The organism is Roseobacter sp. (assembly GCF_045106495.1).
Lineage (GTDB): Bacteria > Pseudomonadota > Alphaproteobacteria > Rhodobacterales > Rhodobacteraceae > Roseobacter.
Window position 1 is genome coordinate 153,089 of sequence record NZ_JBGCEQ010000011.1, and the last position, 25,348, is coordinate 178,436.

Consider the following 25,348-nt stretch of genomic DNA (forward strand, 5'->3'; position numbering starts at 1 on the left):
CATGAAAGCTGAGAAATATGTGCTGATAGCAAGGAAACCGTGATGAAACACATTGTTGTCCTGGGATTGGGAAAGGTCGGCACATTGGCGGGCGAGTTGTTGCACGGTGCCGGGTTCGACGTGACCGGTATCGACATGCGCGCGGCACCTTCCGATTTGCCGTTCATCACTAAAACCTGCGATCTTTCCAGCCCGTCGAGTTTCGAGGCGGATCTTGCGAAGCCGGACGCCGTTCTGTCTTGCTTGCCCTATCATTTGAATACGTCTGTGGCGACAGTTGCTCATGCGGCGGGCATTCATTATTTCGATTTAACCGAGGATGTGCCAACAACCAGAGCAATCATGGCCATGTCATCGGATTCCAAAGGCCTGATGGCGCCGCAATGCGGTCTGGCACCGGGTTTCGTCGGCATCGTCGGCGCAGATTTGATCGCACAGTTTTCAGACTGCCGCGCATGCAAGATGCGTGTGGGCGCGCTGCCGCAAAACCCGACGGGCTTGATGGGTTATTCGTTTAACTGGTCGCCCGAAGGGGTGGTGAACGAATACCTGAACGATTGCGAAGTGCTCGAAGACGGGCAGATCAAATCCGTCTCGCCGATGGAGTGGATCGAAAAGCTTTACATCGACGGCACAGAGTTGGAGGCCTTTACCACCTCGGGCGGTTTGGGCACCATGTGCGAGACCTATCTCGGGCGTGTGCCGAATATGGACTACAAAACAATGCGCTACCCTGGTCATGTTGGGCTGATGAATTTCTTTTTCCATGAGTTGCTGATGCGGGACCGTCGCCGCGAAGCCGGAGAAATCCTGGTGAATGCCAAGCCGCCGGTTGAGGATGACATCGTTTACGTGCATGTGTCCGCCGAAGGGTTGATCAATGAAAGGTTGGCCCGCCGCGAGTTTGTGCGAGGTTACAAACCGATCGAAGTAGCTGGGAAACGTCGTACGGCAATCGCCTGGACAACCGCATCTTCGGTTGTGGGGATCATTGAGATGGTGCGCGACGGTGGCTTGCCAAACAGCGGTTTTCTAAAGCAAGAGGATGTCCCACTTGCAGGTTTTCTGGCAACGACCACAGGGTCGTCTTATGAAGATTACGGCGCGTTTTGAGCGTGGTTCAGCGCGGATCATCAAGCTCGCCGGCGAAGCGGTGGGGCGACAGGGCCGACTGGAACCACTTCACCAGCGTGTAGATTGAATAAACCGGCAGCCCGGTCGCCATGCGGATGTCGCGCGCGTAGGGCACCATATTGGTGCATTCCAGCACGATGGCGCCGATGTTGTCGTGATCACTCACCAGCGCTTGGGCCGCGTCCATCATGTCCAGCTTACAGGCGTCAAAATCGATTTCTTGCCTGTCTGACAGGATTGCTTGGGAAAACTCGCGCCCGTTGTCCGTGCCCATGATGCGTGTGTCGAGGGGTGCGCCCGCGCCGCGCAGGTGATCAGGGCTGAGGCTATTTTTGGAAATGGTCAAGACACCCACGCGTTTTCCGTTGGGCAATGTTTGCGCAATCATCGGAATCTGCATCAAAGAGGAGGCGGCGACAGGGACGCCCAAGGCTGATTTGAGATCCTCTTGAATGATGGACAGAAACCCGCAGTTGGTCACAACCCCGTCGCATCCCATGCGCACCAGCGCTCGTGCCTCATGGATAAAGGCATCGCGCATCTGCCGCGCGTCCTGTCGCACGATACGATCCGGTGTTGCGCCTTCGACGACCCGGTAGTGCACCGGGAAAGGCCAGGTTGTCGCGTTGCCGATATCGCCGGGGATACGTGGAAAGCGTGTTTCCAGCATCAATATGCCAACGGTTGCGCCGTATATTGTTTTGCCACCTGCCTGAACGCTCATGTCATGCCTCTTCAAACTCCTACCTTTCAAGCACTGCAAATCTGTCGAAAAGTCCAGTCCTGGTTGGCAGAGAGATTGTGCAAAAATCTGTATACAGCTATGTCTGCAGCGGTCGGTTTGCGATGATGGGGGTGGCCGGGATGACCAACAGCCTGAATGGGGCCGAGGCCGTGATCCGCATGCTAGATGCGCATGGTGTGCGCCATGTGTTCGGTCTATGCGGCGATACCAGTCTGCCGCTCTATGACGCGATGCGCGGGTTGGACCACGGAATCACACATGTGTTGACGCGCGATGAACGATCGGCCGGATATATGGCGGATGGTTATGCCCGGGTCACGGGACGGCCTGGGGTCTGCGAGGGGCCGTCGGGCGGCGGTGCAACTTATATTCTGCCGGGGCTGATTGAAGCCAGCGAAAGCTCCTACGCGGTCTTAGGGATTACCACGGATATTTCCGTGGGCACATATGGCAAATATCCCTTGACGGAAGTGGATCAGGAAACACTGATGCGTCCGGTTACCAAGTGGAACACCGTGATCAAACAGGCGTCGCATGTGCCGCGTATGATGCGCGCGGCCTTTCGCGCGATGACGACAGGTCGGCCCGGGGCGGCGCATCTGGGCCTGCCTTATGACATCCAGTATGATCCCGTGGATGTCGATGACATCTGGGCAGATCCCGCGCACCAGAGTTATCCAGCCTATCCCGCGGCACCCGCGGCCGGTGCCGTGCAAGCCGCGATTGAGGCGATTTTATCGGCCAGCTCGCCGGTGATCGTTTGCGGTGGGGGCATTGTTATCGCAGGTGCCACGGATGAGTTGGACCGGCTGGCAACCCGGCTTGATATTCCGGTGGTTACGTCGATCTCCGGACAGGGATCACTGGCTGAGACGCATCCGCAGGCTGTGGGCGTGGTCGGTTCAAACGGGGGTACGGATGAAACCTGGGAAGCCATGGCGCAGGCGGATCTGGTGGTCTTTATGGGGTGCCGCGCCGGGTCTACAACCACCGCGCGCTGGGAAGCGCCGAAACCCGGCAGCAGGATTGTGCATTTTGACAGCGACCCGATGGTCATCGGTGCCAACTACCGTGCTGAGGTTGGCGTTGTCGCGGATGTGAAGCTGGCGTTGGCGGAAGCCAACGCAGTTTTGGACCGCATGGGGCAAGGGCAGGCGAGCTTTGGCGGCGCTGCGGCGGCAAAGGAAATAAAACGCCGAAAATTTGCGCGGTTTCACAAGCTCGCTCAAAGTGATGCGGCGCCGATCAAACCAGAACGGGTGATCGCGACTTTGCAAAGACTGTTACCTGAGGATGCCACGATCGTGTCCGACCCCGGTACCAGCTGCCCCTATTTCTCAGCCTACTATGAGCTGCCCCGAGCGGGGCGTTATTTTATCACCAACCGGGCGCATGGGGCTTTGGGTTACGCGATGTCGGCAGCTTTGGGCGCTTGGTATGGCAGGCCGGGATCCAAGATCGTGGCCATGATGGGAGACGGATCCTTTGGGTTTACCTGTGGCGAGTTGGAAACGGTATGCCGTGCACGCGCCAACATCACATATGTCGTCTTTTCGAACAGCAGCTTTGGCTGGATCAAGGCCAGCCAGAAGGACGACAAGGGCGCACGCTATCACAACGTGGATTTTACGCGGGTGGATCAAGCCGCCGTTGCGGCAGCCTACGGGGTCAAATCTTGGAAAGTCGAAGCGCCTCAGGATCTCGAAGCGATCCTGAGGTTGGCCATTTCTCACGACGGCCCAACCCTGGTGGATGTCATTACCCAACCGCTGGAAGACAGCAATGCTCCGGTGCGCCGCTGGATGGGTTAGCGTACGCATCTTGCGAAAACCGATTGACGAACCCGCCCCGAGCGTGATTGGTCAAGCCGGTCGGCCTCATTGCCCGACACATACCGCATATCCCGCTCATCAGGTAACCGAGTGACACAGAAAATCATCATCGTTGGGGCAGGTATTGTCGGCGTTTCCACCGGCATCTGGCTTAGACGCTTTGGCGCCGATGTTACGATTGTCGATCGTGGCGCACCCGGTCAGGGCACTTCCTATGGCAACGCCGGTATTTTGGCAGCCTGTGCGATGGTACCGGTCACGATGCCCGGTCTTGTGCCCAAAGCACCGGGCATGCTTTTCAATCCGGATTTTCCGCTCTTCCTGCGCTGGTCCTACTTTCCGAAACTGGCCCCTTGGCTGATGAAATACCTCGGCCATGCCAGTGATGCGGAGACCCGTAGGATAGCCCAAGGTTTGACGCCGATTGTGGCGGACACGGTGGAACAGCACAAAGCCTTGACCCATGGCACCGGGACCGAGCATTGGGTGACGGACAGCGACTATCACTTTGCTTATGCCAACCGAGCGGCTTTCGAGGCAGAACGCTACGTCTGGTCCTTACGCCAAGACGCGGGGTTTGTGCCCCACCTGCGCGAAGCGGCGGATGTGCAGCGCGCTGAGCCGAACCTTTCGACCGCCATTGGCTGTTTGGCCACGGTCAAAGATCATGGTTTCATACGTGACCCTGGCGGGTATGTCAGCGCCTTGGCTGATGTATTCAAGCAAATGGGCGGGCGTGTGCGCCAAACCGATGTGGTCGATTTTGACCTTTCAGGAGGCCGTATCACGTCTGTCGTGACCAAGGACGGGCCGATGCATTGTGATACGGTGGTCTTAGCCACGGGTGTATGGTCCAAACCCTTGATGAAAAAGCTAGGCATCACCGTGCCGCTGGAAAGCGAACGCGGGTATCATATCGTTTTCGAGGGGGCTGAGAACGGGCCGATCGCTCCCACAATGCTCGCGCGGGGGAAATTCGTTGCCACACCGATGGCGGCGGGTTTGAGGTGTGCTGGCATCGTGGAGTTCGGCGGGTTGGACGCGGGGCCTTCAAAAGCTCCCTTTGCTTTGCTGCGTCGACACGTCAAGGAAACCTATCCCAACCTGACGCATCTGCGCGAAGAGGAATGGATGGGGCACCGACCCGCGCCAGCCGACAGCCTTCCGTTGATTGGTGAAATTCAGAAAACGGGCGTGATGACGGCCTTCGGGCATCACCATATTGGCCTGACAGGCGGGCCCAAAACGGGTCGTTTGGTAGCGCAAATGCTGACAGGTCGTGCCCCTAATATCGACATGGAAACCTATACGCCAAATCGTTTCGCCACCTCGTAGTACTATTCTCGATGGTCGAATTTGATTGATTGTTCGCTCACGCTTTCAGCCGTTGTCCCGCCTTGTTCAGAAGGGTTTGCGACCTTTTGGTCACCCACCGGGTGAATTCGTACATCACGTTCGGACTTACGCGATTGAGAAGAACGATCAAATCGCGCGATCAGGTCGATAAAGAAAGTGGTTTCCTGATGTGAGCGGCACCCGTTTTCATTGTTCAGAACTTGGGCCGTCCAATCCAATTCGTGGTCCAACCAGATTTTTCGTATAGCTTTGCGGACATCGGAACGCCAGAAAGCAAATACAATGTTAATTAATTAACTCCCTTCTCAACTGGTCTTCTCGTTTTGTCACGCAATTCAAGGGCGAGCGTTGCGGCTCAGGATTGATTCCATTGCGTCTCTAGACGCGAGCAATGCTCTGCGATGCAATACTCATGGTGCAGCCGAGCGTTTGATCCTAACCTGTGACAATGGGCAGCAAACCAGAGCTTATATGAACATTGCGCAAATGAACCTCACCGCGCTGACAGTCTTCTGCAGAACAGCGGAGCATGGATCTGTGAGCCGTGCAGCGCGGGAAACGTCATTGTCTTCGAGCACGGCATCGCATCATCTGAGAAGCCTTGAAAAAACCATGGGTGTAGCGCTGTTTGATCACGCCCGCCGGCCGCTGGTATTGACGGCAGAAGGCGCAATTTTTTTGCCACGTGTCCGGGCAGCTCTTGCTGCGCTGGAGCAGGGTGCGACAGAGGCCCTATCAGGCAACATTTCTCAGACGCGCCAGTTGCGCTTGGCTGTGGTAGAAGACTTCGATAGCGAAATTTCTCCTGACTTGGCCCGACATCTGGCTACTGCTTTGCCAAATTGCACCTTTGAACATCTGACACGTCCCAGCCATGAGGTGATCAGTTTGATTCAGAAGCGAGAAATCGACGTAGGCGTCGGGACAGAGCCGAATTTTGGGTTAGCCGAAGTTGCACACTACCCATTGTTGCGCGATCCTTTTGTTTTGGTCGTTCCAAGGCAGTCTTCGCACGACGCAGAAGCCTATCTAGAAGATGGCACCGGGTTGCCGTTTTTGCGCTACAGTCATCGTTTGATCATGGGCACTCGCATCGAAACACAGCTCAAACGTATGCGCTTGGATCTGCCGCAACGTTTTGAATTTGAGAGCAATCAATCGCTTCTGGGGTTGGTCGCCGACGGGGCAGGTTGGACAATCACAACGCCTACCAACTATTTGAGGGCGAGGCGTTTTCATGGGCAGATTGCGCTTTTGCCATTCCCGGGCAAGGATTTTGGACGCGATCTGACGCTCTATATGGCCAAAGGATATTCAAGCGATGTGCTATCCTTGATTGACACCTCGTTACGCCGCCTGATCGAGACCAAGGCAATTGAACCTCTTATCAAAAGTCACCCATGGCTGCGCGAAAAATTCCGATTGCTGCCGGGCTCTTTCCCGGAGGTTTGATTTAGGCTCTTTGACGCCATCACAGAGCAAAATCGATTGCGTAAGGTTCAGTGAAACTTCTTGGCTGCGTCAGTTTCAGCTTTCCATTTCTGAAGGTATTCCTAAATCTTTGCCACTCTGGAAGAAGCGAATATTTGACATCTACTTTTCGACATTTTGAAAAGTAAGAGCTTCGACTTGACCTTGATGCGCCTGATGCGCTTGGACTTGCCAAAGCAAAAGGGGTGACAATGAAAACGCAGTGCAAAGCGGTTGTGATTGGCGGTGGGATTGCAGGCTGTTCCACGCTCTATCATCTGACGCAGGAGGGATGGACAGACGTTGTCCTGGTGGAGCGCAATGAGTTGACCAGCGGAACCACCTGGCATTCTGCAGCACAGGTCACAAATTTCGGCATGACGCAAACCATGGTGGGCCTGAAAAGTCATTCCATAGCGCTATACAAGGAACTCGCGGAGGATACTGATTATCCGATCAACTATCACTATGCAGATGGCGGCATCCGCTTGGCCAACACCGAAGCGCAAATGGACGGGTATCGCCAATTTGCGTCTATGGCACGCGGGATGGGCGTTGAGTTCGAAGTCATCGATGCGGCCGAGTGCGCGCGCCGTCACCCTTTGATTTCTACCGACAACCTCCTTGGTGGATTGTGGGACCCGTTGGATGGTGACATTGATCCGGCACAGCTTTGTCAGGCGTTGGCGCGTCGTTCGCGCAAAGCCGGTGCTGAAGTGTATCGCGACACGCCGGTGACCGGATTGACACAGAAACGTGACGATAGCTGGATTGTGCATACGGAAAACGGCGACATTTCTTGTGAGGTAGTCGTCAATGCGGGGGGCTATAGAGTCAACGAAGTGGGTGCGATGATGGGGGTGCAGCACCCGGTCACGTCAATGGAGCACCAATATTTCCTAACCGAAGAGATCCCTGCCATTCGCGACGCTGATCACCGCATGCCACTTTTGCGTTGCCCGATCAGCGACTATTATTGCCGCCAGGAGAAGCAAGGTTTGTTGGTCGGGTTTTATGAACAGTCCTGCAAAACCTGGGGCATGGACGGTATCGATCCGAATTTTGTCAATGCTCTGTGCCCGGATGATCTCGATCGTGTCACGGATGTGTTAGAAGGTGCTTTTGCCCGCATGCCAGCACTGATGGAAACGGGTATCCATACGGTAGTGAATGGTCCAATCACCTACACTATTGATGGCGCGCCGCTGGTAGGACCCATCCCTGGCAAGCGCAATGCTTATTGCATTATTGGACTGCGCGCTGGAGTAGGCGAAGGTGGAGGACACGGCTGGCTGCTGGCGCAACAGATCGTGCATGGTGAGGCTTGCTATGACACATGGGTCATCGATCCGCGTCGGTTCACGGGGCACGCCACCGTAGAACTCACGGCATTAAAAGCTATTGAAGATTACCAAAACGAGTTTCGCTTTCATTTCCCGCACGAACATCGCCCAGCCGGCCGGCCCATGAAAACAACACCTTTAACGCCTGTTCTGGCCGCGGAAGGCGCGTCTTTTGCGGTAGTCAACGGCTGGGAGCGCCTGGACTACATCAAACCCACGGCTGACTTCCAAGAAACCCATGGCTTTCGCTTCAACGAGACTTTTGATGTCATCGCTGGCGAAGTCGCGACGGTACAAAACGCTGTCGGGTTGACGGAGGTCAACGGCTTCAACCGCATCGAACTCACGGGTCGTGATGTGCATGATTTTCTGGACAGAATGATCTGTGGACATGTTACGCGTAAAACGGGCAGAGTTGGCCTTGGCTATTTGCTGAACCACCACGGATGCCTCAAATCGGAGGCAACCATCGCGAATTTACCGGACGGTAGCGTATGGTATGGCTCTGCTGCAGCTTCGGAATTCCACGATCGGGATTGGTTGATTTCTCACATCCGCGATGAGGAAGACGTTCGGATCAAGACCCTGACCAACGACTGGACGATCTTGGTTCTTGCCGGACCAAAGTCGCGGGATGTCCTCAGTGCCGTATCGCGCGACGATTGGTCTAAAGAGGCTTTTCCATGGCTTCGCGTGCGTCCGACGACGATTGGCATCGCGCCAGCGATGGTCATGTCCGTTAGTTTTTCGGGCGAGCTGGCTTATGAGATCCAGGTTCCGAATGCGCACCTTTATGCCGCGTATCTGGCGCTGCGACAGGCAGGGGAAGCACATGGTATGCGTCTCTTTGGCACTCGTGCAGTTGAATCGATGCGCATGGAAAAGGGGTATCTGCATTGGAAGGCCGACATTCTCACCGAATTTGACCCTTACGAGACTGGTCTGGAGCGTTTCGTAAAATTGAACAAGGGCGATTTCATCGGGCGCACGGAACTGATCGCGCGCAAAGAGGCAGAGGAGCGCAAAAAACGGGTGATATTGCGCATTGATGCCCGTAACGCGCCTGCGCATGCCGGCGCATCGGTGATGCAAAATGGCTTTGTTGTGGGTACAGTAACTTCCGGCGACTGGGGTCACCGCGTGGGCGCCAATCTGGCCTACGCTTTTGTCGATCGGAGTGTCCTATCCAATTCCGACGGACTGACGGTGGACATACTCGGCACCGCCTTTGCGGCGGTGTTGGAAACCACGCCGCTTTATGACCCTGACAACCTGCTTGTTCGATCTTAGAAGTCAGACGCAGCAGTCGCGAAACCACGCCTTTCGTAGCGGGATAACTTAGATTTCCAGATCACCGAGAAGAGCCGCCCAGGATGCGCCATGCATGTCCCGATCCCCGATGGCGCCCTGAACGGTCGGTCGCGGCAAGGAAAACTTGACAACGTTCAATTGCGGAATATCGAAACGCTTAATGGATTGACCGTCTGTGTCGAAGATTTCGGCGACGCGTGTCGTGCTCAGGCCTTGTGAGACCTGCGCATAAGCCGCATCCGATCCGCAGAAGATGTCAATGGTCAGCCAAAAGGGACCAGCATTTTTGCTGCGCAGTTTGCTAACGAGGCTGCGCAGTTCAGGCAAGATCAATCACCTCAAGCTTGAAGGCGGACATCGGATCATTGAGGCGCAGAACGTGGTTTAATGCGAATTCATAGACCTGACCTTGATGCATTTCCGGCGGCGAAAAAAGGAAGGCAAACGTCGGTTGCTCTTCTTCCTGTGTGAGCGGGTGATGCAAAAGGTATGGGTTCAACAGCTTTCCGATCTCTGCGGCCTGGGCTTCGGAAGGTGCCGTGATGATGCCGATGACACCAATCTCCAGCGGGGCCGCAGCCCTAGCCTCCAAGGCACCAAAGCTGGCCGAATGACCAATAAGGCGCAATTCCAAAGCGAAGTCATCGACCGAGAGATCCATGCGTTGACTCACTTTGGTGCGGCATTTGTCGACGATATCATCCGCCCATTGCTGCGCATTGGTCACGTAGTGCGGGTCCCGCAGCAAAGCCATGATCACGGTTCGGAATCCAGCTGGGCGCGCGCCTTCCAGTTTCACGGTATACCGGTCTGACGGCACCCATTTGGAGCCTTCCACCCGAACAGATGTGTCATCCAATGCAACATATTCCGCGCCAGTCACATCCAGATGCCCGCCCCGTTCATAAAGGATGAAAGGATCCGAGTTTTCGTAGAGCATGTGAGCAGAAACTGTATGAGGGCTGGCATGCGCACCATCTGCAAGCGGGGTGACAGTGAATCCTGTCTCGTCAAAGTCGATCAAGATCACACCGGATTGTGGGTTCGTTGCACAAAGCGCGCCGCATTCACCAATCTTGGCGCCATGCCACGCGCCACCGGAATGACAGCCGTGCATCAAGGGTAAGGCGGCAATGATCGCCGTATCCGTTGTGCGACCTGCGATGATGACATCGGCACCGGTTTGCAAGGCCGCTTCGATTTGCTCAGCTCCCGCGAGGGCTACGATGTTGGAACAACTGCGGATCGTTTCTGATGTCACCTCGGGCGCATTTGCCAAAGGTGTGACTTGGCCCGCGTCAAAAGCTTGCGCGATCAGGTCACCGTCTTGCGAACTGCGCAAGACAGCAATTTTGAGAGGTCGTCCTTGTTCCGCTGCGATTTCGCGGGTGATGTCGAGCATCCAATCGACGGCTGTGTCCGCGCCGCAAGTTCCCGCTGTGCCGATCACCAAGGGCACTCCTGCCTGCGCGCGCGCTTGCATCAGACCGGCCCACTCCAACTTGGTCGAGGCGCGCGCATATTTTGATACGCCGCGCCCCAGGTATGAGGGCCCACTGTCCGTGGATCCGCCGTCAATTGCGATGATGTCAGGCTTTGCTGCGATCCCGCGCTGCAAGGCGTCTGCATCGTAGTTTAACCCCAATGCCCCGGAAGGGATCAAAACACGTACCATCAATCCGCTACCTTCTGAGGTTTGGTCAGAACGTTGCGCAGAAACATCGGTGCGACGAAACCCGCGATTGCAGCAATCCATAGACCGATTGAAATGGGTGTTGAGAAAAGGAAGGTGAAGTCGCCGTCGGACAACACCATGGCCCGGCGCAGCGCATCTTCCATATTGCCGCCTAGTAGGATCCCTAGAATGACCGGTACGGTTGGAATATCCAGCTTGCGCAACAGGTAACCAAGCACGCCGAAACCCACCATCAACAGCAGATCAAAGTAGCTGCCTGACAAAGAGTAAATGCCGACAAAGGAGATCATCGTCACACCTGGCAGCAGCACCCAGGCAGGCACCATCAGTATTTTCACGAAAATCTTTACCATCGGTACATTCATCAACAGCAGGACGATGTTGGCGATAAGCAGGGAGGCAATAAGACCCCAGACCACTTCGGGCCGATCGGTAAAGAGCGTCGGGCCTGGCGTGATGTTAAGCGTCATCAGAAGTGCCAGCAGTACTGCCGTGGTACCAGACCCTGGTACACCGAGCGTCAACATCGGTACCAGCGCGCCGCCAGCGGCCGCGTTATTGCCCGCTTCCGGTGCCGCGACGCCTTTGGCGACACCGGTCCCGAAGCCGCCTTTTTCCCCGGCAATCGATTTTTCCGACATATAGGCCAGGAACGAGCCGAGCGAGGCGCCAGCACCTGGCAGAATACCCGCGACAAAACCAACCCCGGAAGCCCTGAGCATTGTCCATTTGCAGTGCAAAATGTCTTTCCAGGGAATGGAGACTTTGTCTAGTTTGACGCCGATTGACGATCCTTTGCCGTGGCTTTCAATGAAAAAGAACACTTCGGCGATGGCGAAAAGACCAACGATGGCGACCAGAAAATCGATGCCGTCATAAAGGTGCAGGTTGCCGCCCGTCAGGCGCGGTAAGCCAGATGATGAATCCACACCGATCATTGCGATGCCGAGCCCGATACAGGAGGCAAGAGCGGCTTTGGCCTGATTGTTTGATGCCATGCCGCCCAGTGTGCAAAATGCCAGCAGATAGAGTGCAAAATATTCGGCAGGGCCAAAGAGATAGGCGACACGCGCCAGCATCGGTGCCAGCAGCATCAAGCCGATTGTGGCCAGAAACGCTCCGACAAAAGAGGCTACCCCCGATAGCACCAACGCATCACCCGCTCGCCCTTGTTTGGCCATGGGGTAGCCGTCCAGCGTGGTCATGAGCGCGGGCTCATCACCGGGAATGTTGAGCAGAATCGACGATATACGACCACCATACATGGCTCCGTAGTAGACCGACGTCATCAACACGAGAGCAGAAGTCGCATCAAGCCCCATTGTGAAGGTCAAAGGGATCAGGATCGCCACGCCGTTCGACGGCCCCAGCCCCGGCAATGCGCCGATGATCGTGCCCAGAAAACACCCGGCAACAGCCAGCATCAACGTAAAGGGTGATAAGGCAACGCCAAAACCGAGCGCAAGATTTGCAAACATCTCCATGTCAGAACCACCCCTTTGGGAAAGCGACAAGACCCAAACCCAATACAAATTTGAAAAGAATAAAGAGGCCAACTGACAGCCCGATGCCCGAAGCCAAAGCGGGTTTGGGACGCGGAGAAATCTGATAACTCAGAATACCCGCTGCGAAAGCGGTCGGGATCACGAAACCCAGTGGTTTCAGAGCGTAAGCATAGCAGATCAGAACAATTACGGCGATTGCCAGCGCGCCCCATGTTCGCATCACGGGCCAATCAGGATCGGGATCAGGTTTGAGGATCATCACCAACGCGCAAATGGCTGCAACAGCACCGATCATGATGGGAAATGCTTTGGGACCGACGGGATCGCTCAAAAAACTGGTCTGAATCTGGGTGGCGCTCGCGATATATGCGAGCGCCACAAAGAGCGTGACCAGACCAAAAATCCGGTCACTTGCCATTACTGGATCACTCCCAGTTCTTTGGACATGGTGTTGATCTCGGCGACGAGACCATCAACATAAGATTGGAAGTCACCGCCGACTTTGGTGAACGGCGCCAGACCGTTGGCGACCATGGCTTCTTTCCATTCGTCGCTGTCTGCTACTTGCTGCAGTTTGCCAGCCCATTCATCGAATTTGGCTTCCGGAATGTCCTTGGGGACATACAGGCCACGCCAGTTCACGGCCACAACATCCAGACCCTGTTCCTTGGCGGTCGGGATGTCTTCAAAGCCCGGCACGCGCTCTTCGGTCAGAACCGCTATCACGCGAATTTCGCCCGCTTTCAGAAATCCGACAACTTCCGACATATCGCCGGTCATCGCTTGCGTGAAACCGCCAACGGTCTGGGTGATCGCATCCGCGCCACCATCCACGCCGATGTATTTTACCTTTTTAATGTCGGTAAATCCCGCACGCTGCAGGATCATCAGCGGTTTGATATGGTCAAATCCACCCACGGCGGAGCCGCCAGCAAAGGCAACGGAACCTGGGTCTGCTTTGATTGCATCCACCAGATCGGTCAACGACTGATAGGGACTGTCAGCGGCGACTGCAATCACGCCTGGATCCGCCCCGATGGCACCCACAAAGCGAACCTGATCTGCAGTCATGCCCGCATAGGCATTTTGCGCCAGACGCGTGGATGTCGCGGTGGATGCGGCGACGATCAGGTCTTCATCCGATCCGCGCTCGGCGACAACGTGGTTGTAGGCAAGTCCACCGCCGGCACCAGCCATATTGGTGACTTGTACTGGTTGATCGACCGCACCGATATCATACATGATTTTGCCGATCTGGCGGCAGGTGAAATCCCAGCCGCCGCCGGGGTTGGCGGGTGCGATACATTCCGCAGCGGTTGCACCACCTGCGACACCTACAGAAAGCACGGCACCGGAAATCAGCGCCTTGAAAAAGCGTTTTGTCATTGGATCCTCCCATTTGACTTGACGGGCCTCCACCCGTTTCATGTCGTGACAAGACTTTAGGAACCTGACACCAACCTGTCACGCATCAAGAGTAACGCGCCGCCATGAGATTTTTGCTGGTTGAAGACAATGCTGATCTGGCCCGTGCTTTGGTTGGTCGCTTTGCGGTGAATGGGCACGTTGTCGACCATAGCGTTTGTTTGGAGGATGCAGAACTGGCCACGCGTACGGTGTCTTATGATCTGATTTTATTGGATATTATGTTACCAGACGGGGACGGGCGTGAGTTTTTGCGGCGCCACCGCGCGCAGGATGATCCGACCCCAGTTATTGTTCTGACTGCGCGTTCGGAGGTATCCGACAGGGTCGGGATATTGGACTTGGGCGCAGATGATTATATCACCAAACCCTTCGAATTTGCCGAACTGGAGGCCCGCGCGCGGGCTGTCATGCGTCGATTGGGGGGGGCAGCAGGAAACACGCGCGAATTTGCAGGCCTCGTTTTTGATTCGACCGCAGGCATGATTTCAACCCCGGATTGGTCAGAGCAACTGCGCAACCGCGAATTGCGCTTGTTGGAGGTCTTCTTTAGCGCGCCGGGGCAAATATTCTCGAAGTCACACCTGATGGACAGATTGTTTTCGTTTTCCGATGATGTTTCCGAGAACGCCATTGAGGTTTACGTAGGACGACTACGTCGGAAACTCAGCGCTTCGCATGCACACATAGAAACAGTGCGCGGCGTGGGATACCGCATGGTGCGGCGGGAATGAAAGCTGCGGGCTCCCCCGGCTCCATCCGTCGCAGACTGGTGGCACAACTGGCCCTTGTGGCAGCGGTTTTGTCCGTCGCTTTCTTCTTTTCGCTGCGTGTTGTGGCCGAGCGTGCAACCGAGGCAACTCAGGACAACATTCTTGCAGCATCGGCCACCTCTATTGCCGATGCCGTTTATTCAGACGCCGGTGAAGTCCGCGTGGAAATTCCCTATTCTGCGCTTTCGATGCTGGGAGCGGTGTCCCAGGACCGAGTGTTTTACCGCGTAATACTCGATGGTCAGACGTTGACGGGCTACAATGATTTACCCATTCCGCAAGGACGAAATGTCGGACGCTCTGCGATATTTGCCACCAATGCCTACCGCGACGATACGTTTCGAACTGTCATGGTGACGCGCCTGTTCAGTACCGCCAATCAAGCACGCACGGTGCAGGTTGTCGTAGCGCAGACACGGCTTGGGCTGGCGGCAATTTCAGCGCGTATTACCACCACGGCGACGGCCATCGGCGTTGCGTTTTTTCTGGTCGCCACAGCTTTGAGCGCGTTTGCGGCGCAAAACGCTTTGTCACCGCTCAGCCGCTTGGCCGAGGCCGTGGCTCAACGTGGGCCAAAAGACTTGCGCCCCGTAACCGCAGAAACACCAACAGAACTGGCACCTTTGGTGAATGGATTAAACGGGTTCATCGCGCGTTTGGGGGCGGCTCTGACGCGGTCAGAGGATTTGATTGTGGAAGCAGCCCACCGTGTGCGCACCCCCTTGGCCACGGTGCGTACGCAAGCCGAGGTCGTTCATCTGCAGATGGAAAAACCGCAGAACCGGCAGGCATTGCGCCAGATGATCCGCGCGGTGGACGAAAGTTCGCGCTCGGCAGGTCAATTGCTTGATCACGCCATGGTGACGCTGAGGTCTGACCAATTGGAAACAGAAGAGATTGATCCGGCGGACTTGCTCCGTGACACGATTGAGCGCCTGTCTCCTACAGCTGACCTCAAGGACATTGCGATCTCTTTGCGGTTGCCGACGGAAAAGCTACGCATTCAGGGAGACCCGATCCTGTTACAGAATGCGGTGCGCAATATTTTGGACAATGCGATCAAATACTCACCGCCCGACACACAGATTACCGTCAGCCTTAAGGGGGGGTCCCCTTGCCAGCTGGAGTTCTGCGATGAGGGCCGCGGGTTTGAAAAAGTGGACATCGCGCGCTTGCCCGACCGGTTTTCGCGTGGTTCAAATGCGGGCGATGTCGTCGGGTCCGGTCTTGGTCTGACCATCGCAACGGATGTCGCCCTTGCTCATGAGGGCAGATTGGTGATCGCAGAAAACCCGGAAGGAGGGGGTGCATGCGTCTCGCTTTATTTGCCCTCCTTTTGAGTATCAAAGCAACTATGGTTACGGGTTTCGAGATCGAAGAGAGCCGCACGTACCCCGACGATGGGGGTATCGCCATGCGCATCCTGTCGACGGCTGACGCTGATGTGTTTGAACCGATCATCCATGCGTTTCAGGGCGATCATCCCGGTATCTCAATTGCCTATGATGTGGCCAGTTCCGCGCAGGTGATGGCGGCGATATTTGAGGAAGCCGCAGACTATGATCTTGTGATTTCCTCGGCGATGGATCTGCAAACCAAACTTGCAAACGATGGATTGGCGCGCACCTACACCTCGGACGCGACGGCGGGTTTGCCAGCCTGGGCGAAATGGCACGACCAGATTTTTGCCTTTACCCAGGAGCCTGCTGTCTTGGTGTTGAATGCGCAGGATTTCGCAACCCTTGGCCTGCCGAAAAACCGCGAAGACCTTATCACGTTGCTGCGCGACCATGCGGACGTCTTTGAGGGCCGCATTGGCACCTATGACGTGCGTGTGTCAGGGCTCGGTTACCTTTTTGCAACGCAGGATTCTCGCAATACCGAGAGTTTTTGGCGCCTGACTGAAGTGATGGGGCGCCTGAAGGCCCGACTGTATTGTTGTTCTGGTGACATGATTGCCGATGTTGCCTCAGGGCGGCTGGCGCTGGCTTACAATGTGCTTGGCAGTTATGCGCGCGCGCGATTGGCGGATACACCCGGCGTGCTGGTGGTTGAGATGGATGATTTTGTCTCTGTAATGCTGCGGACAGCCCTGATTCCGGAAACGGCGCAAAATCCGGTTGAAGCTGGCATGTTTATCGACTTTCTGTCGGGTATGAACACCAGGCCCTCACTTGTCGCACAAACCGGCTTGCCGCCCGTTGCCGTTGGCACCACTCAAGACGAAGCTGTGATCCGACCGATCCGGCTTGGACCGGGATTGCTTGTATTTCTTGACCGGATGCGCCGGGAAACGTTTCTGCGCAGTTGGACCAGCTCAATAGAACAAGATTAGGCTCCCGAACCGCCACTCCGGGCGGCACATTCGCTTACGGAGACTTGTTGAAGCTACGACGCCGTGGCAGCCATGATAAGTGTCGGATAGGTCCCGCTTACGCTTAACCCTGCAGGGCCTTCACTCCGACATCCCCATCCGCTTGCGCGCGGATTGCCATCGCCGCTGCGTGGCTGCCTGCAGCCGTCGTGAAGTACGGGATCTTGTCATAAAGCGCGATGGAGCGAATGGATTTGCTGTCTTCGACCGCCTGAGCGCCTTCCGTTGTGTTCATAACCAGATGGATGGCTTCGTCCTTCATCATATCAGTCACGTCGGGGCGGCCTTCATAAACCTTGTTCACCACGCCGCACGCCAGACCGTGTTCTGACAGCCAAGACGCGGTGCCGCGCGTGGCGACTAGCGTAAAGCCCTGTTCCAGAAGGATACGTGCTGCGGATAGCATGTCCTCTGTTTTGTCGGCGTCCTTGATCGAAAGGAACGCGCAGCCTTCCGAGGGCAGAATCGTACCCGCGCCCATTTGCGCCTTGAGGAACGCGCGCGGGAAATCGCGGTCCCACCCCATGACCTCGCCTGTAGAGCGCATTTCGGGGCCCAGTAGCGTATCTACACCGGGGAAGCGTGCGAAAGGTAGCACGGCTTCCTTGACCGAGAACCAGGGCATGTTTGGGTCCGCGAGCGTCATCGGATCACCCAAAGGTAGTACATCGGCATATGCGGCATCCGCATCGTAGGGCGCGCGTTGCGGAAAAGCGCTGAGCGGTTCGCCCGCCATAATGCGGGCGGCGATGGAGGCGATGGCGGAATCCGTTGCCTTGGCCACGAAAGGTACCGTGCGCGAGGCGCGCGGATTGACTTCAATCAAATACACTGCGCCGTCTTTGATCGCAAATTGGATGTTCATCAGGCCCACGACATTGAGCGCCAGCGCCAAAGCATGGGTTTGTTTTTCCACCTCGGTGATGATAGCGCGCGGCAGGGAATATGGCGGCAGAGAGCAGGCGCTGTCACCGGAGTGCACACCAGCCTCTTCGATGTGTTGCATGATGCCTGCGACATGCACATCTTTGCCATCGCATAGGGCATCCACATCCAGTTCCACAGCGCCTGACAGATAGCTGTCGAGCAGCACGGGACTATCACCCGAGACCACGACTGCGGTGGTGATATAGCGCTCCAACGCAGCTTGATCGCGCACGATTTCCATTGCACGCCCGCCCAGCACATAAGAGGGCCGTATCACCAGCGGAAAGCCGATGTCCTTGGCAATTTCAACAGCCTCCGCGTCAGAATGCGCGATGCCGTTGCGCGGTTGCTTCAGTCCCAGCGATTGTACCAGTTGTTGAAAACGCTCCCGATCTTCGGCCAGATCGATGGCGTCTGGCGTGGTTCCGAGAATCGGAATGCCCTCGGCATGCAACGCTGCGGCGATCTTGAGAGGGGTCTGGCCGCCAAACTGAACAATCACGCCATGCAATGTACCGTTGTCCTGCTCAACTCGGAGGACTTCCATGACATGTTCAAAGGTGAGCGGCTCGAAATAAAGCCGGTCAGAGGTATCGTAATCCGTGGAAACGGTCTCGGGGGTGCAATTGACCATGATCGTCTCGTAGCCTGCATCGGTGAGCGCATAGCAGGCATGGCAACAGCAGTAGTCAAACTCGATCCCCTGTCCAATTCGGTTGGGACCGCCGCCGAGGATGACAACTTTTTTGCGATCCGAAGGCCGGGCTTCGCATTCCACTTCGTCAAAGACCGGTGTTTCATAGGTGGAATACATATAGGGGGTTTGCGCCTCGAATTCCGCCGCACAGGTGTCGATGCGTTTGAACGCCGCGATGACGCCGAGATTCTGACGCGCTTGTCTGACGTTCGCTTCTTCGCGGCCGGTCAAAATTGCCAGCCGTGCATCAGTGAAACCCATCATTTTGAGGTGTCGTAACGCCTTTTCAGTCATCGGCAAGCCGTCGCTGCGCAATTCGCGCTCGGTTTCAATGATCTCCCTGACCCGTGCCAGAAACCAGGGATCAAACATGGTGACGGCATTGATATCTTCATCCGACATGCCATGTCGCATGGCCTGTGCAATGGTGCGCAAACGGTCCGGTGTCTGCTGGCTGATCGCTTTGACAATGGCCGCGCGGTCCGCGTCTTCGGTGTCCCATTGACCGACGCCAACGCCGGGAATGTCGATCTCGTCAAAGCCGGTCAGGCCAGATTCCATCGATGCCAACGCCTTTTGCAGGCTTTCATGGATCGTACGGCCGATCGACATGGCTTCACCCACGGATTTCATCGCGGTGGTCAGATCAGGCGTACTGCCGGGGAATTTTTCGAACGCGAATTTCGGGATTTTGGTGACCACATAGTCAATCGTCGGTTCAAAGGACGCTGGCGTGACCTTGGTGATGTCATTGTCCAATTCATCCAGAGTGAAACCCACCGCCAGTTTTGCGGCGATTTTCGCAATGGGAAATCCGGTGGCTTTGGACGCCAGTGCAGATGAGCGCGACACCCGCGGGTTCATCTCGATCACCACCATACGCCCATCCTCAGGGTTCACGGCCCATTGCACATTGGACCCCCCGGTTTCGACGCCAATCTCGCGCAGAACCGCGATCGAATGATTGCGCATGATCTGATATTCTTTGTCGGTCAGCGTGAGGGCAGGGGCCACGGTGATCGAATCCCCGGTATGAACGCCCATGGGATCCACGTTTTCGATGGAGCAGACAATAATCGCATTGTCGGCGGTGTCGCGCACCACTTCCATTTCGAATTCTTTCCAGCCCAGAAGGCTTTCGTCCACAAGGATCTGGCCCACAGGCGAGGCATCCATACCTGACCGGCAGATGGCCTCATAGTCATCCCGGTTATAGGCCACGCCGCCGCCCGTTCCGCCCATGGTAAAGGCGGGTCGAATGATCGCAGGCAGACCGACATCCTCAAGCGCTTCCAATGCGATGGCCACCCCTGCGGCAAGATCCTTCTTGCCGTTTGTCTTGGGCGCCGTGACAATCGTGGCCTTGGGGTTTTCAATGCCTAACCGGTCCATCGCTTCGCGAAAGAGTTTGCGGTCTTCTGCCATCTCAATGGCTTCACGTTTTGCCCCGATCATCTCGACGTCAAATTTTTCCAGCACCCCCATCTCTTCGAGCGCAAGCGAGGTATTGAGACCGGTTTGCCCTCCCATTGTCGGCAGCAAGGCATCGGGCCGTTCTTTTTCGATGATCTTGGCGACCATCTCGGGTGTGATGGGCTCGATATAGGTCGCGTCGGCGAGACCAGGGTCGGTCATGATTGTAGCGGGGTTTGAGTTGACCAGAATGACTCGGTAGCCTTCTTCCTTCAAGGCCTTGCACGCCTGAGCACCGGAGTAGTCAAATTCGCAGGCTTGGCCGATAACAATGGGACCTGCACCAATGATCATGATCGACTTGATATCGGTTCTTTTTGGCATCGTCCGGCCCCCTTTTGTCTAGACACCCCCATGTGTCCAAATTGTCCTGCGTTATAGGCAAGAGCGGGCGGCGCGCAAGGGCCGATTGGTGGAACAAGGCAGACAATAAAAGGTCAATCCAAATGTACGACCAGTTTAAAGTCGTCTGAAATGTTCAGTCGTGATCAGCAACTACTTATTCTTGTGTCGACGCATCACAACAAACCCGGCCACGGCAGTGCCAAAAGCAATAGTGCTGCAGGAACCCGCATAGCGGGGCATTCGCCTGACACCAGGTCATCCGGTATGATTTGGGATCCACCCGTGGAACTCCTTATTGCGGCAAAGAACGTAAGAGTTTCCGCGGCCAATTTGGCAATTTCTGTGTCATTTTCGTCAACACAACCGCCCAGGTTCTGGTGTTCCTTCTGTACCAAATTTCAGCTGGTCCAACACTCGGTCTTAGAGGCTGGCAGGTGTGAAAATCCTTGCTCCGCCAAAGAGCACGTGATCTCCGCGCCGCTCAGAAAACCCGAGGCCGTTACTTACTTGAACGGCCGCTTCAATGCCCGATACCAGACTGATTGTTTTAAACTGGAATGGAACACTCAGCGCATTGATTTCGCAAAAGAACAATTGGAAATTAGAAAATGCTGAAAGGATGACGGGTATGTTTTCGTCATGCGATCCTTTGGCGGAATTGCGCGCTTTGGATTGGAAACCGGTATCATATGCGCCCTAAACACTGTCCTCAACTAAATGCTTGCCGATCCCAATGGATGAGGCAGACACCACAGCCGTCAGCCCTAAACCAGCGAAAATACTCTTATGAAATGGTTGTACTTTCTGTTTCACGTTTTCCCGCTCAAAGAACCAACAAGTAGTTAAATTGAAAATGCTTCTTTAGAAACGTGGTTTTCGGTTCAGCGAAATCCATTGGGATATGAGGAAATGATGCGTCACCACATTGGCCAATGAATGAAAATCAAAAGTGTCGATGCAGGGTTTATGGCAGTTGCAGAAATGCCCGCACGGATGCTTCGAATTCACGCGGTTTGTCCGCATGCAGCCAATGCCCAGCTTGCGGAATTTTGGCAAAACGAGCCTTTGGAAAGAGCGATTTTATCCGCGGCCGGTGCTCGGCTGTTACGTAATCTGACGACGCACCGGATAGGAACAGGGTCGGTTCTTCGAATTGACCGGTCAGATCGGGGAAGGACAAAATTTTGTTCATCTCTGCCGCAAGAACATCCAGATTGAGACGCCAGCGTTTGTTGGGCACATCCAACGATTGCGTGAAAAAGCTTTGCAAAGCGCGCTCAACGCCCAATTCAGCCAGTTTCGCCTCGGCATCAGAACGGCGGGTCAGCTGAGTGAGATCCACTGCACGCATCGCCGAAATGTATTGCATCTGGCTGTGTGTGTAGGTCACCGGTGCAATGTCGCCCACAATCAAGCGTTCAACCAGATGGGGTTTTTGGACAGCTAGAACCATAGCGGCCTTGCCCCCCATGGAGTGGCCCACCAAATGAACCGGTACTTTGAGATGTTCAATCAGTTCGGCTAAATCCTCCGCCATATCGACATAGCTATGGGTTTTCGTCCAGCCGCTTTGCCCGTGATTGCGCTGATCGACGGTGATGACCCTGGCCACATCGGACAAACGTTTGGCAATGACACCCCAATTGCGCCCTGACCCAAAGAGGCCGTGTATGATCAAGATGGTTGGCGCATCAGCTGGGCCAAATTCAGAATAATTGAGCATGCGTCAGGGCTAGCGGATTCGGCACAGCGGTGCCAGTGCTATTGCACCGGACGTCTGCGGATGGTTAGGGTTTGGAATGCAAGATCCTTTGGACATAGAGACCAAGACGCAAGGCATTAAGGCGGCATTGGAAAAACATCTTGGCGTAAAAGGCCGGTCTTTGCGCCATAGCCTCCGGCGAGCAGGGCGCCGCTTGCCAAAGCGGTTGCGCGCGCAAGCCGCTTTATTGGCGGAAGCTGAAGGGGTGAGGGGAAACATCAAGTTGACCCGCCAATTTGATGCAGAGCGCATTGAGCAGGCATACAAGGACGTGTCGGATCACTTGGTCAGGATTGATCGGGCTGATGCGCGCCGGGCGCGCCTCATCTCCATATTGGCTGCGTTGGCTTTTAATTTTATACTGCTCGTCGTGGCGGTGATTGTTTTTATGCGCATGCGTGGGACGATCTGACGATCCTTATCTGATCCTGGTGATTTCAGTGCCATAGAGGCAGCGCGGGAAGAATGGATAAGTATCCGTGGCCACATAGATGTATTGGCCATTTATCACCCCGCCGTTGCAGTCATCCAGATTACCTGATCCGGGAACATAGACCCAATCCTCGTTGTACGTGCCGTCGTGCAACCCTCCAGGGGTTGTTTCGCGCGCCCCGGTTAAAAGCATGTAGCTGGACCTCCCTCCTGCTCCAAGGTAGTGGATTTCGAAGCCATCTGCGGCCCATCCGATGCGAGTGTCCTTGCCTACATCGGTCAAAGCGGGTGCAACTCCGTGGTAGTGATAAACGCCGCCAGGCCCAACATGCGCGTTTTGATGGTCGAGCCCAAGAAGGTCCCTTGCGCCCATCCCGTCCAAGTTCCAGCCGGAGCTTGTGTCGCGCGAGTGACCCCGCGGCGCGGTTGCGTCATAGTAATCTGCTGTACCAGGTCGGATCAGAACACCGTTTTCGGCAATACCAATGACCCGAACAGGTTGTGCGCGGGTTCCGCGTTCCGGGGTGGATGTCAAACAAACAGAGATTTCTTGGCGTTGGATATGATGCGGGTTCCCGGAGTTTGGAAATTGACCGGTTTCGTGATCGGGCAGCCCATCAGAGGAGATACAATGCACATCATTGCCGGTTTTCAGCTCGGCACGCGCATACACCGTCGACGCCACAGCGCCCAGAACAACAAAAACCGCCGTGAAAGCAAGTGGAACGGGCCAAGGTGACTTCATGAGGGCGTTCTCCTATCTGGTAAACAGGAGTTAAACGACCAGTGGCTGTTTTTCCGTCGCGCCGTTTGCTGTCTTATTCGGATGCCATTGTATATTCGGCATCAGTGACCTGTTCAAGCCACACCACGGCCTCGCCGTCGTCAGCCTCCTGCATTGCCAGATGGCTCATGCCGGTGTTCGGCGCAGCGCCATGCCAGTGTTTTTCGCCGGGCGAAAACCACACCACATCGCCAGGCCGTAACGTGACAATGGGCCCGCCTTCCGTTTGCGCGCACCCCAGACCCGAAGTGATCATCAAGGTCTGCCCCAGCGGATGCGTGTGCCAGGCAGTGCGTGCACCTGGCTCGAAAGTAACCATCACCGCGCGCAGCTGTGCGGGGTCCGGGGCGGCGATCACCGGATCAATGCGCACCTGACCGTGAAAATAAGACGCCGGTCCCGTTTGTGACGGCCTGGAACCTGCAAGTATGACATCCATTGTCCGGTCTCCTACCAATTTTGCTCGATATGGGCGGCACGAATCCCGCCCAAGAGCACGTTATCGCGGTTTGGACACAGCGCGTTTGGGTTTTCTGCCGAGAATGGTGGGCATTTGGTCGCCCATACCTGCCCGGTCAGAGGTTTGGATACATCGGGAAGCGCGCGCAGAGTTCTTTCACTTCCGCTTTAACCTTGGCCTCAACAGCTGCGTTGCCTTCTTCGCCATTTTGCGCAAGCCCGTCCACAACCTCGATGATCCAATCTGCGATCTGCCGGAACTCGGGTTCGCCAAAGCCGCGTGTGGTACCAGCAGGTGATCCGAGGCGTATACCCGAGGTCACCATCGGCTTTTCCGGATCAAACGGCACGCCATTTTTGTTGCAGGTGATATGGGCGCGTCCCAGTGCTTTTTCGGTCGAATTGCCTTTTACGCCCTTGGGCCTGAGATCTACCAGCAAGACATGCGTATCCGTGCCATGGGTGATCGTGTCCAATCCGCCCTTGATCAATTGATCACTAAGCGCCTGAGCATTGAGGATGACCTGCTTGATGTAGTCCTTGAATTCAGGTCGCAGAGCTTCACCAAAAGCCACGGCCTTGCCGGCAATCACATGCATCAAAGGGCCACCCTGAATACCAGGGAAGATGGCAGAGTTGAATTTCTTGGCCAGCGCCTCGTCATTTGTCAGAATCATACCACCGCGCGGTCCTCGCAGGGTTTTGTGTGTCGTTGTGGTGGCCACATGCGCATGGGGGAAGGGCGAGGGGTGTTCTCCTGCCGCCACAAGTCCGGCAAAATGCGCCATGTCCACATGAAGATACGCGCCAACCATATCTGCGATCTCGCGCATTCTGGCAAAATCAATCTGGCGCGGAATGGCGGATCCGCCTGCAATGATCATCTTGGGCTGGTGTTCTTTTGCAAGGGCTTCAACCTGATCATAGTCCAGCAGGTTGTCTTCGCGGCGCACACCGTATTGAACGGCATTGAACCATTTGCCAGACTGGTTCGGCTTGGCGCCATGAGTCAGGTGACCGCCGGCATCTAGTGACATGCCCAAGATGGTATCACCCGGTTGCAATAGCGCTAGAAAAACGCCCTGATTGGCTTGCGATCCGGAATTTGGCTGTACGTTTGCGAATCCGCATCCAAAGAGTTCGCAGGCGCGTTTGATTGCCAGTTCTTCGGCCACATCGACATGCTGGCACCCGCCATAATAACGCCGACCAGGATAGCCTTCGGCATATTTATTGGTCATGATCGAGCCCTGCGCTTCAAGCACAGCCGCCGAAACGATGTTCTCAGAGGCGATCAATTCAATCTCGTCTCGTTGGCGCCCTAATTCATCGGTGATCGAGGCAAAGATTTCAGGGTCACTGTCCATCAGTGATTTGGTGAAAAAGCCGGGGGCGCGGTGTGGGGCGTTCATGGTCGGTCTCCCTAATCAAAAGAGCAGTGATGCGGTTTCCTATCGGAAACTAGGTCGCTCGGAAAGAGTGTAAAGCGACCTTTGGATCGTTTC

The 25,348-nt window shown here is 55.7% G+C and carries 20 protein-coding genes; 9 read left to right on the forward strand and 11 right to left on the reverse strand.

Going from position 1 to position 25,348, the window contains the following annotated elements; translation table 11 throughout:
• Positions 1-42 precede the first annotated feature (42 nt).
• Positions 43-1,113 (forward strand): saccharopine dehydrogenase family protein, encoded by a 1,071-nt coding sequence (locus AB8B75_RS09275; protein WP_405361616.1) that lies wholly within the window; start codon positions 43-45, stop codon positions 1,111-1,113.
• Between the two features lie 7 nt (positions 1,114-1,120).
• Here AB8B75_RS09275 and AB8B75_RS09280 read toward each other — a convergent pair whose 3' ends face one another.
• Complete coding sequence (locus tag AB8B75_RS09280) at positions 1,121-1,858, reverse strand: aspartate/glutamate racemase family protein (RefSeq protein WP_405361618.1); 738 nt, start codon at positions 1,856-1,858, stop codon at positions 1,121-1,123.
• 140 nt (positions 1,859-1,998) lie between these two features.
• Here AB8B75_RS09280 and AB8B75_RS09285 point away from each other — a divergent pair, with 140 nt between their 5' ends.
• The 4 genes from AB8B75_RS09285 to AB8B75_RS09300 all read left to right on the forward strand — a co-directional run bounded on the left by AB8B75_RS09285 (position 1,999) and on the right by AB8B75_RS09300 (position 9,170).
• Entirely contained in the window at positions 1,999-3,690 is a 1,692-nt protein-coding gene (locus tag AB8B75_RS09285) for a thiamine pyrophosphate-binding protein (protein WP_405361959.1), read from the forward strand.
• Positions 3,691-3,801: 111 nt separating this feature from the next.
• Positions 3,802-5,046 (forward strand): NAD(P)/FAD-dependent oxidoreductase, encoded by a 1,245-nt coding sequence (locus AB8B75_RS09290; RefSeq protein ID WP_405361619.1) that lies wholly within the window; start codon positions 3,802-3,804, stop codon positions 5,044-5,046.
• Positions 5,047-5,553: 507 nt separating this feature from the next.
• Positions 5,554-6,519 carry a LysR family transcriptional regulator gene (locus AB8B75_RS09295; protein WP_405361961.1) on the forward strand — a complete coding sequence of 322 codons (966 nt, stop codon included), beginning with the start codon at positions 5,554-5,556 and terminating at the stop codon, positions 6,517-6,519.
• Between the two features lie 230 nt (positions 6,520-6,749).
• Positions 6,750-9,170, forward strand: a complete 2,421-nt coding sequence (locus AB8B75_RS09300; protein ID WP_405361620.1) for an FAD-dependent oxidoreductase — start codon at positions 6,750-6,752, stop codon at positions 9,168-9,170.
• A 48-nt stretch (positions 9,171-9,218) separates the two neighbouring features.
• Here the strand turns inward: AB8B75_RS09300 and AB8B75_RS09305 are convergent, their stop codons facing one another.
• Genes AB8B75_RS09305 through AB8B75_RS09325 form a run of 5 tightly spaced genes read right to left on the reverse strand, consistent with a single transcriptional unit; the run spans position 9,219 to position 13,778 of the window.
• Positions 9,219-9,518 carry a DUF4387 family protein gene (locus tag AB8B75_RS09305; protein WP_405361621.1) on the reverse strand — a complete coding sequence of 100 codons (300 nt, stop codon included), beginning with the start codon at positions 9,516-9,518 and terminating at the stop codon, positions 9,219-9,221.
• Positions 9,511-10,866 carry an acyclic terpene utilization AtuA family protein gene (locus tag AB8B75_RS09310; RefSeq protein WP_405361622.1) on the reverse strand — a complete coding sequence of 452 codons (1,356 nt, stop codon included), beginning with the start codon at positions 10,864-10,866 and terminating at the stop codon, positions 9,511-9,513. Before AB8B75_RS09310 ends, AB8B75_RS09305 begins: the two co-directional genes overlap by 8 nt.
• On the reverse strand, positions 10,866-12,371 hold the full coding sequence (locus AB8B75_RS09315; RefSeq protein ID WP_405361623.1) for a tripartite tricarboxylate transporter permease: 1,506 nt from the start codon (positions 12,369-12,371) through the stop codon (positions 10,866-10,868). Before AB8B75_RS09315 ends, AB8B75_RS09310 begins: the two co-directional genes overlap by 1 nt.
• Before the next feature lies 1 nt (position 12,372).
• Positions 12,373-12,810 carry a tripartite tricarboxylate transporter TctB family protein gene (locus tag AB8B75_RS09320; protein ID WP_405361625.1) on the reverse strand — a complete coding sequence of 146 codons (438 nt, stop codon included), beginning with the start codon at positions 12,808-12,810 and terminating at the stop codon, positions 12,373-12,375.
• Positions 12,810-13,778 (reverse strand): Bug family tripartite tricarboxylate transporter substrate binding protein, encoded by a 969-nt coding sequence (locus AB8B75_RS09325; RefSeq protein ID WP_405361627.1) that lies wholly within the window; start codon positions 13,776-13,778, stop codon positions 12,810-12,812. Before AB8B75_RS09325 ends, AB8B75_RS09320 begins: the two co-directional genes overlap by 1 nt.
• Positions 13,779-13,882: 104 nt before the next feature.
• On the opposite strand from AB8B75_RS09325, the gene AB8B75_RS09330 reads away from it, so the two are divergent.
• From AB8B75_RS09330 to AB8B75_RS09340, 3 genes are read left to right on the forward strand one after another with little or no spacing between them, the layout of a single operon-like run.
• The gene (locus tag AB8B75_RS09330) at positions 13,883-14,551 is read left to right on the forward strand and encodes a response regulator transcription factor (protein WP_405361629.1); all 669 of its coding nucleotides are present in this window, start codon (positions 13,883-13,885) and stop codon (positions 14,549-14,551) included.
• Positions 14,548-15,930 carry a sensor histidine kinase N-terminal domain-containing protein gene (locus AB8B75_RS09335; RefSeq protein WP_405361630.1) on the forward strand — a complete coding sequence of 461 codons (1,383 nt, stop codon included), beginning with the start codon at positions 14,548-14,550 and terminating at the stop codon, positions 15,928-15,930. The genes AB8B75_RS09330 and AB8B75_RS09335 overlap by 4 nt, the downstream gene beginning before the upstream one ends.
• Positions 15,900-16,925: an ABC transporter substrate-binding protein gene (locus AB8B75_RS09340; protein ID WP_405361632.1), complete on the forward strand. Its 1,026-nt coding sequence runs from the start codon at positions 15,900-15,902 to the stop codon at positions 16,923-16,925. Before AB8B75_RS09335 ends, AB8B75_RS09340 begins: the two co-directional genes overlap by 31 nt.
• A 103-nt stretch (positions 16,926-17,028) precedes the next feature.
• Here the strand turns inward: AB8B75_RS09340 and carB are convergent, their stop codons facing one another.
• Positions 17,029-20,385 carry a carbamoyl-phosphate synthase large subunit gene (gene carB / locus AB8B75_RS09345; protein WP_405361634.1) on the reverse strand — a complete coding sequence of 1,119 codons (3,357 nt, stop codon included), beginning with the start codon at positions 20,383-20,385 and terminating at the stop codon, positions 17,029-17,031.
• Between the two features lie 985 nt (positions 20,386-21,370).
• Positions 21,371-22,129: an alpha/beta fold hydrolase gene (locus AB8B75_RS09350; protein WP_405361636.1), complete on the reverse strand. Its 759-nt coding sequence runs from the start codon at positions 22,127-22,129 to the stop codon at positions 21,371-21,373.
• A 76-nt stretch (positions 22,130-22,205) separates the two neighbouring features.
• On the opposite strand from AB8B75_RS09350, the gene AB8B75_RS09355 reads away from it, so the two are divergent.
• Positions 22,206-22,580 (forward strand): hypothetical protein, encoded by a 375-nt coding sequence (locus AB8B75_RS09355; protein WP_405361638.1) that lies wholly within the window; start codon positions 22,206-22,208, stop codon positions 22,578-22,580.
• A 6-nt stretch (positions 22,581-22,586) separates the two neighbouring features.
• On the opposite strand, the gene AB8B75_RS09360 is transcribed toward AB8B75_RS09355, so the two are convergent.
• From AB8B75_RS09360 to glyA, 3 genes are all read right to left on the reverse strand, one after another.
• Positions 22,587-23,345, reverse strand: a complete 759-nt coding sequence (locus tag AB8B75_RS09360) for a YHYH protein (RefSeq protein WP_405361640.1) — start codon at positions 23,343-23,345, stop codon at positions 22,587-22,589.
• A 73-nt stretch (positions 23,346-23,418) separates the two neighbouring features.
• Positions 23,419-23,823, reverse strand: a complete 405-nt coding sequence (locus AB8B75_RS09365; RefSeq protein ID WP_405361642.1) for a cupin domain-containing protein — start codon at positions 23,821-23,823, stop codon at positions 23,419-23,421.
• A 136-nt stretch (positions 23,824-23,959) separates the two neighbouring features.
• Entirely contained in the window at positions 23,960-25,255 is a 1,296-nt protein-coding gene (glyA, locus tag AB8B75_RS09370) for a serine hydroxymethyltransferase (protein WP_405361643.1), read from the reverse strand.
• Between the last annotated feature and the right edge of the window lie 93 nt (positions 25,256-25,348).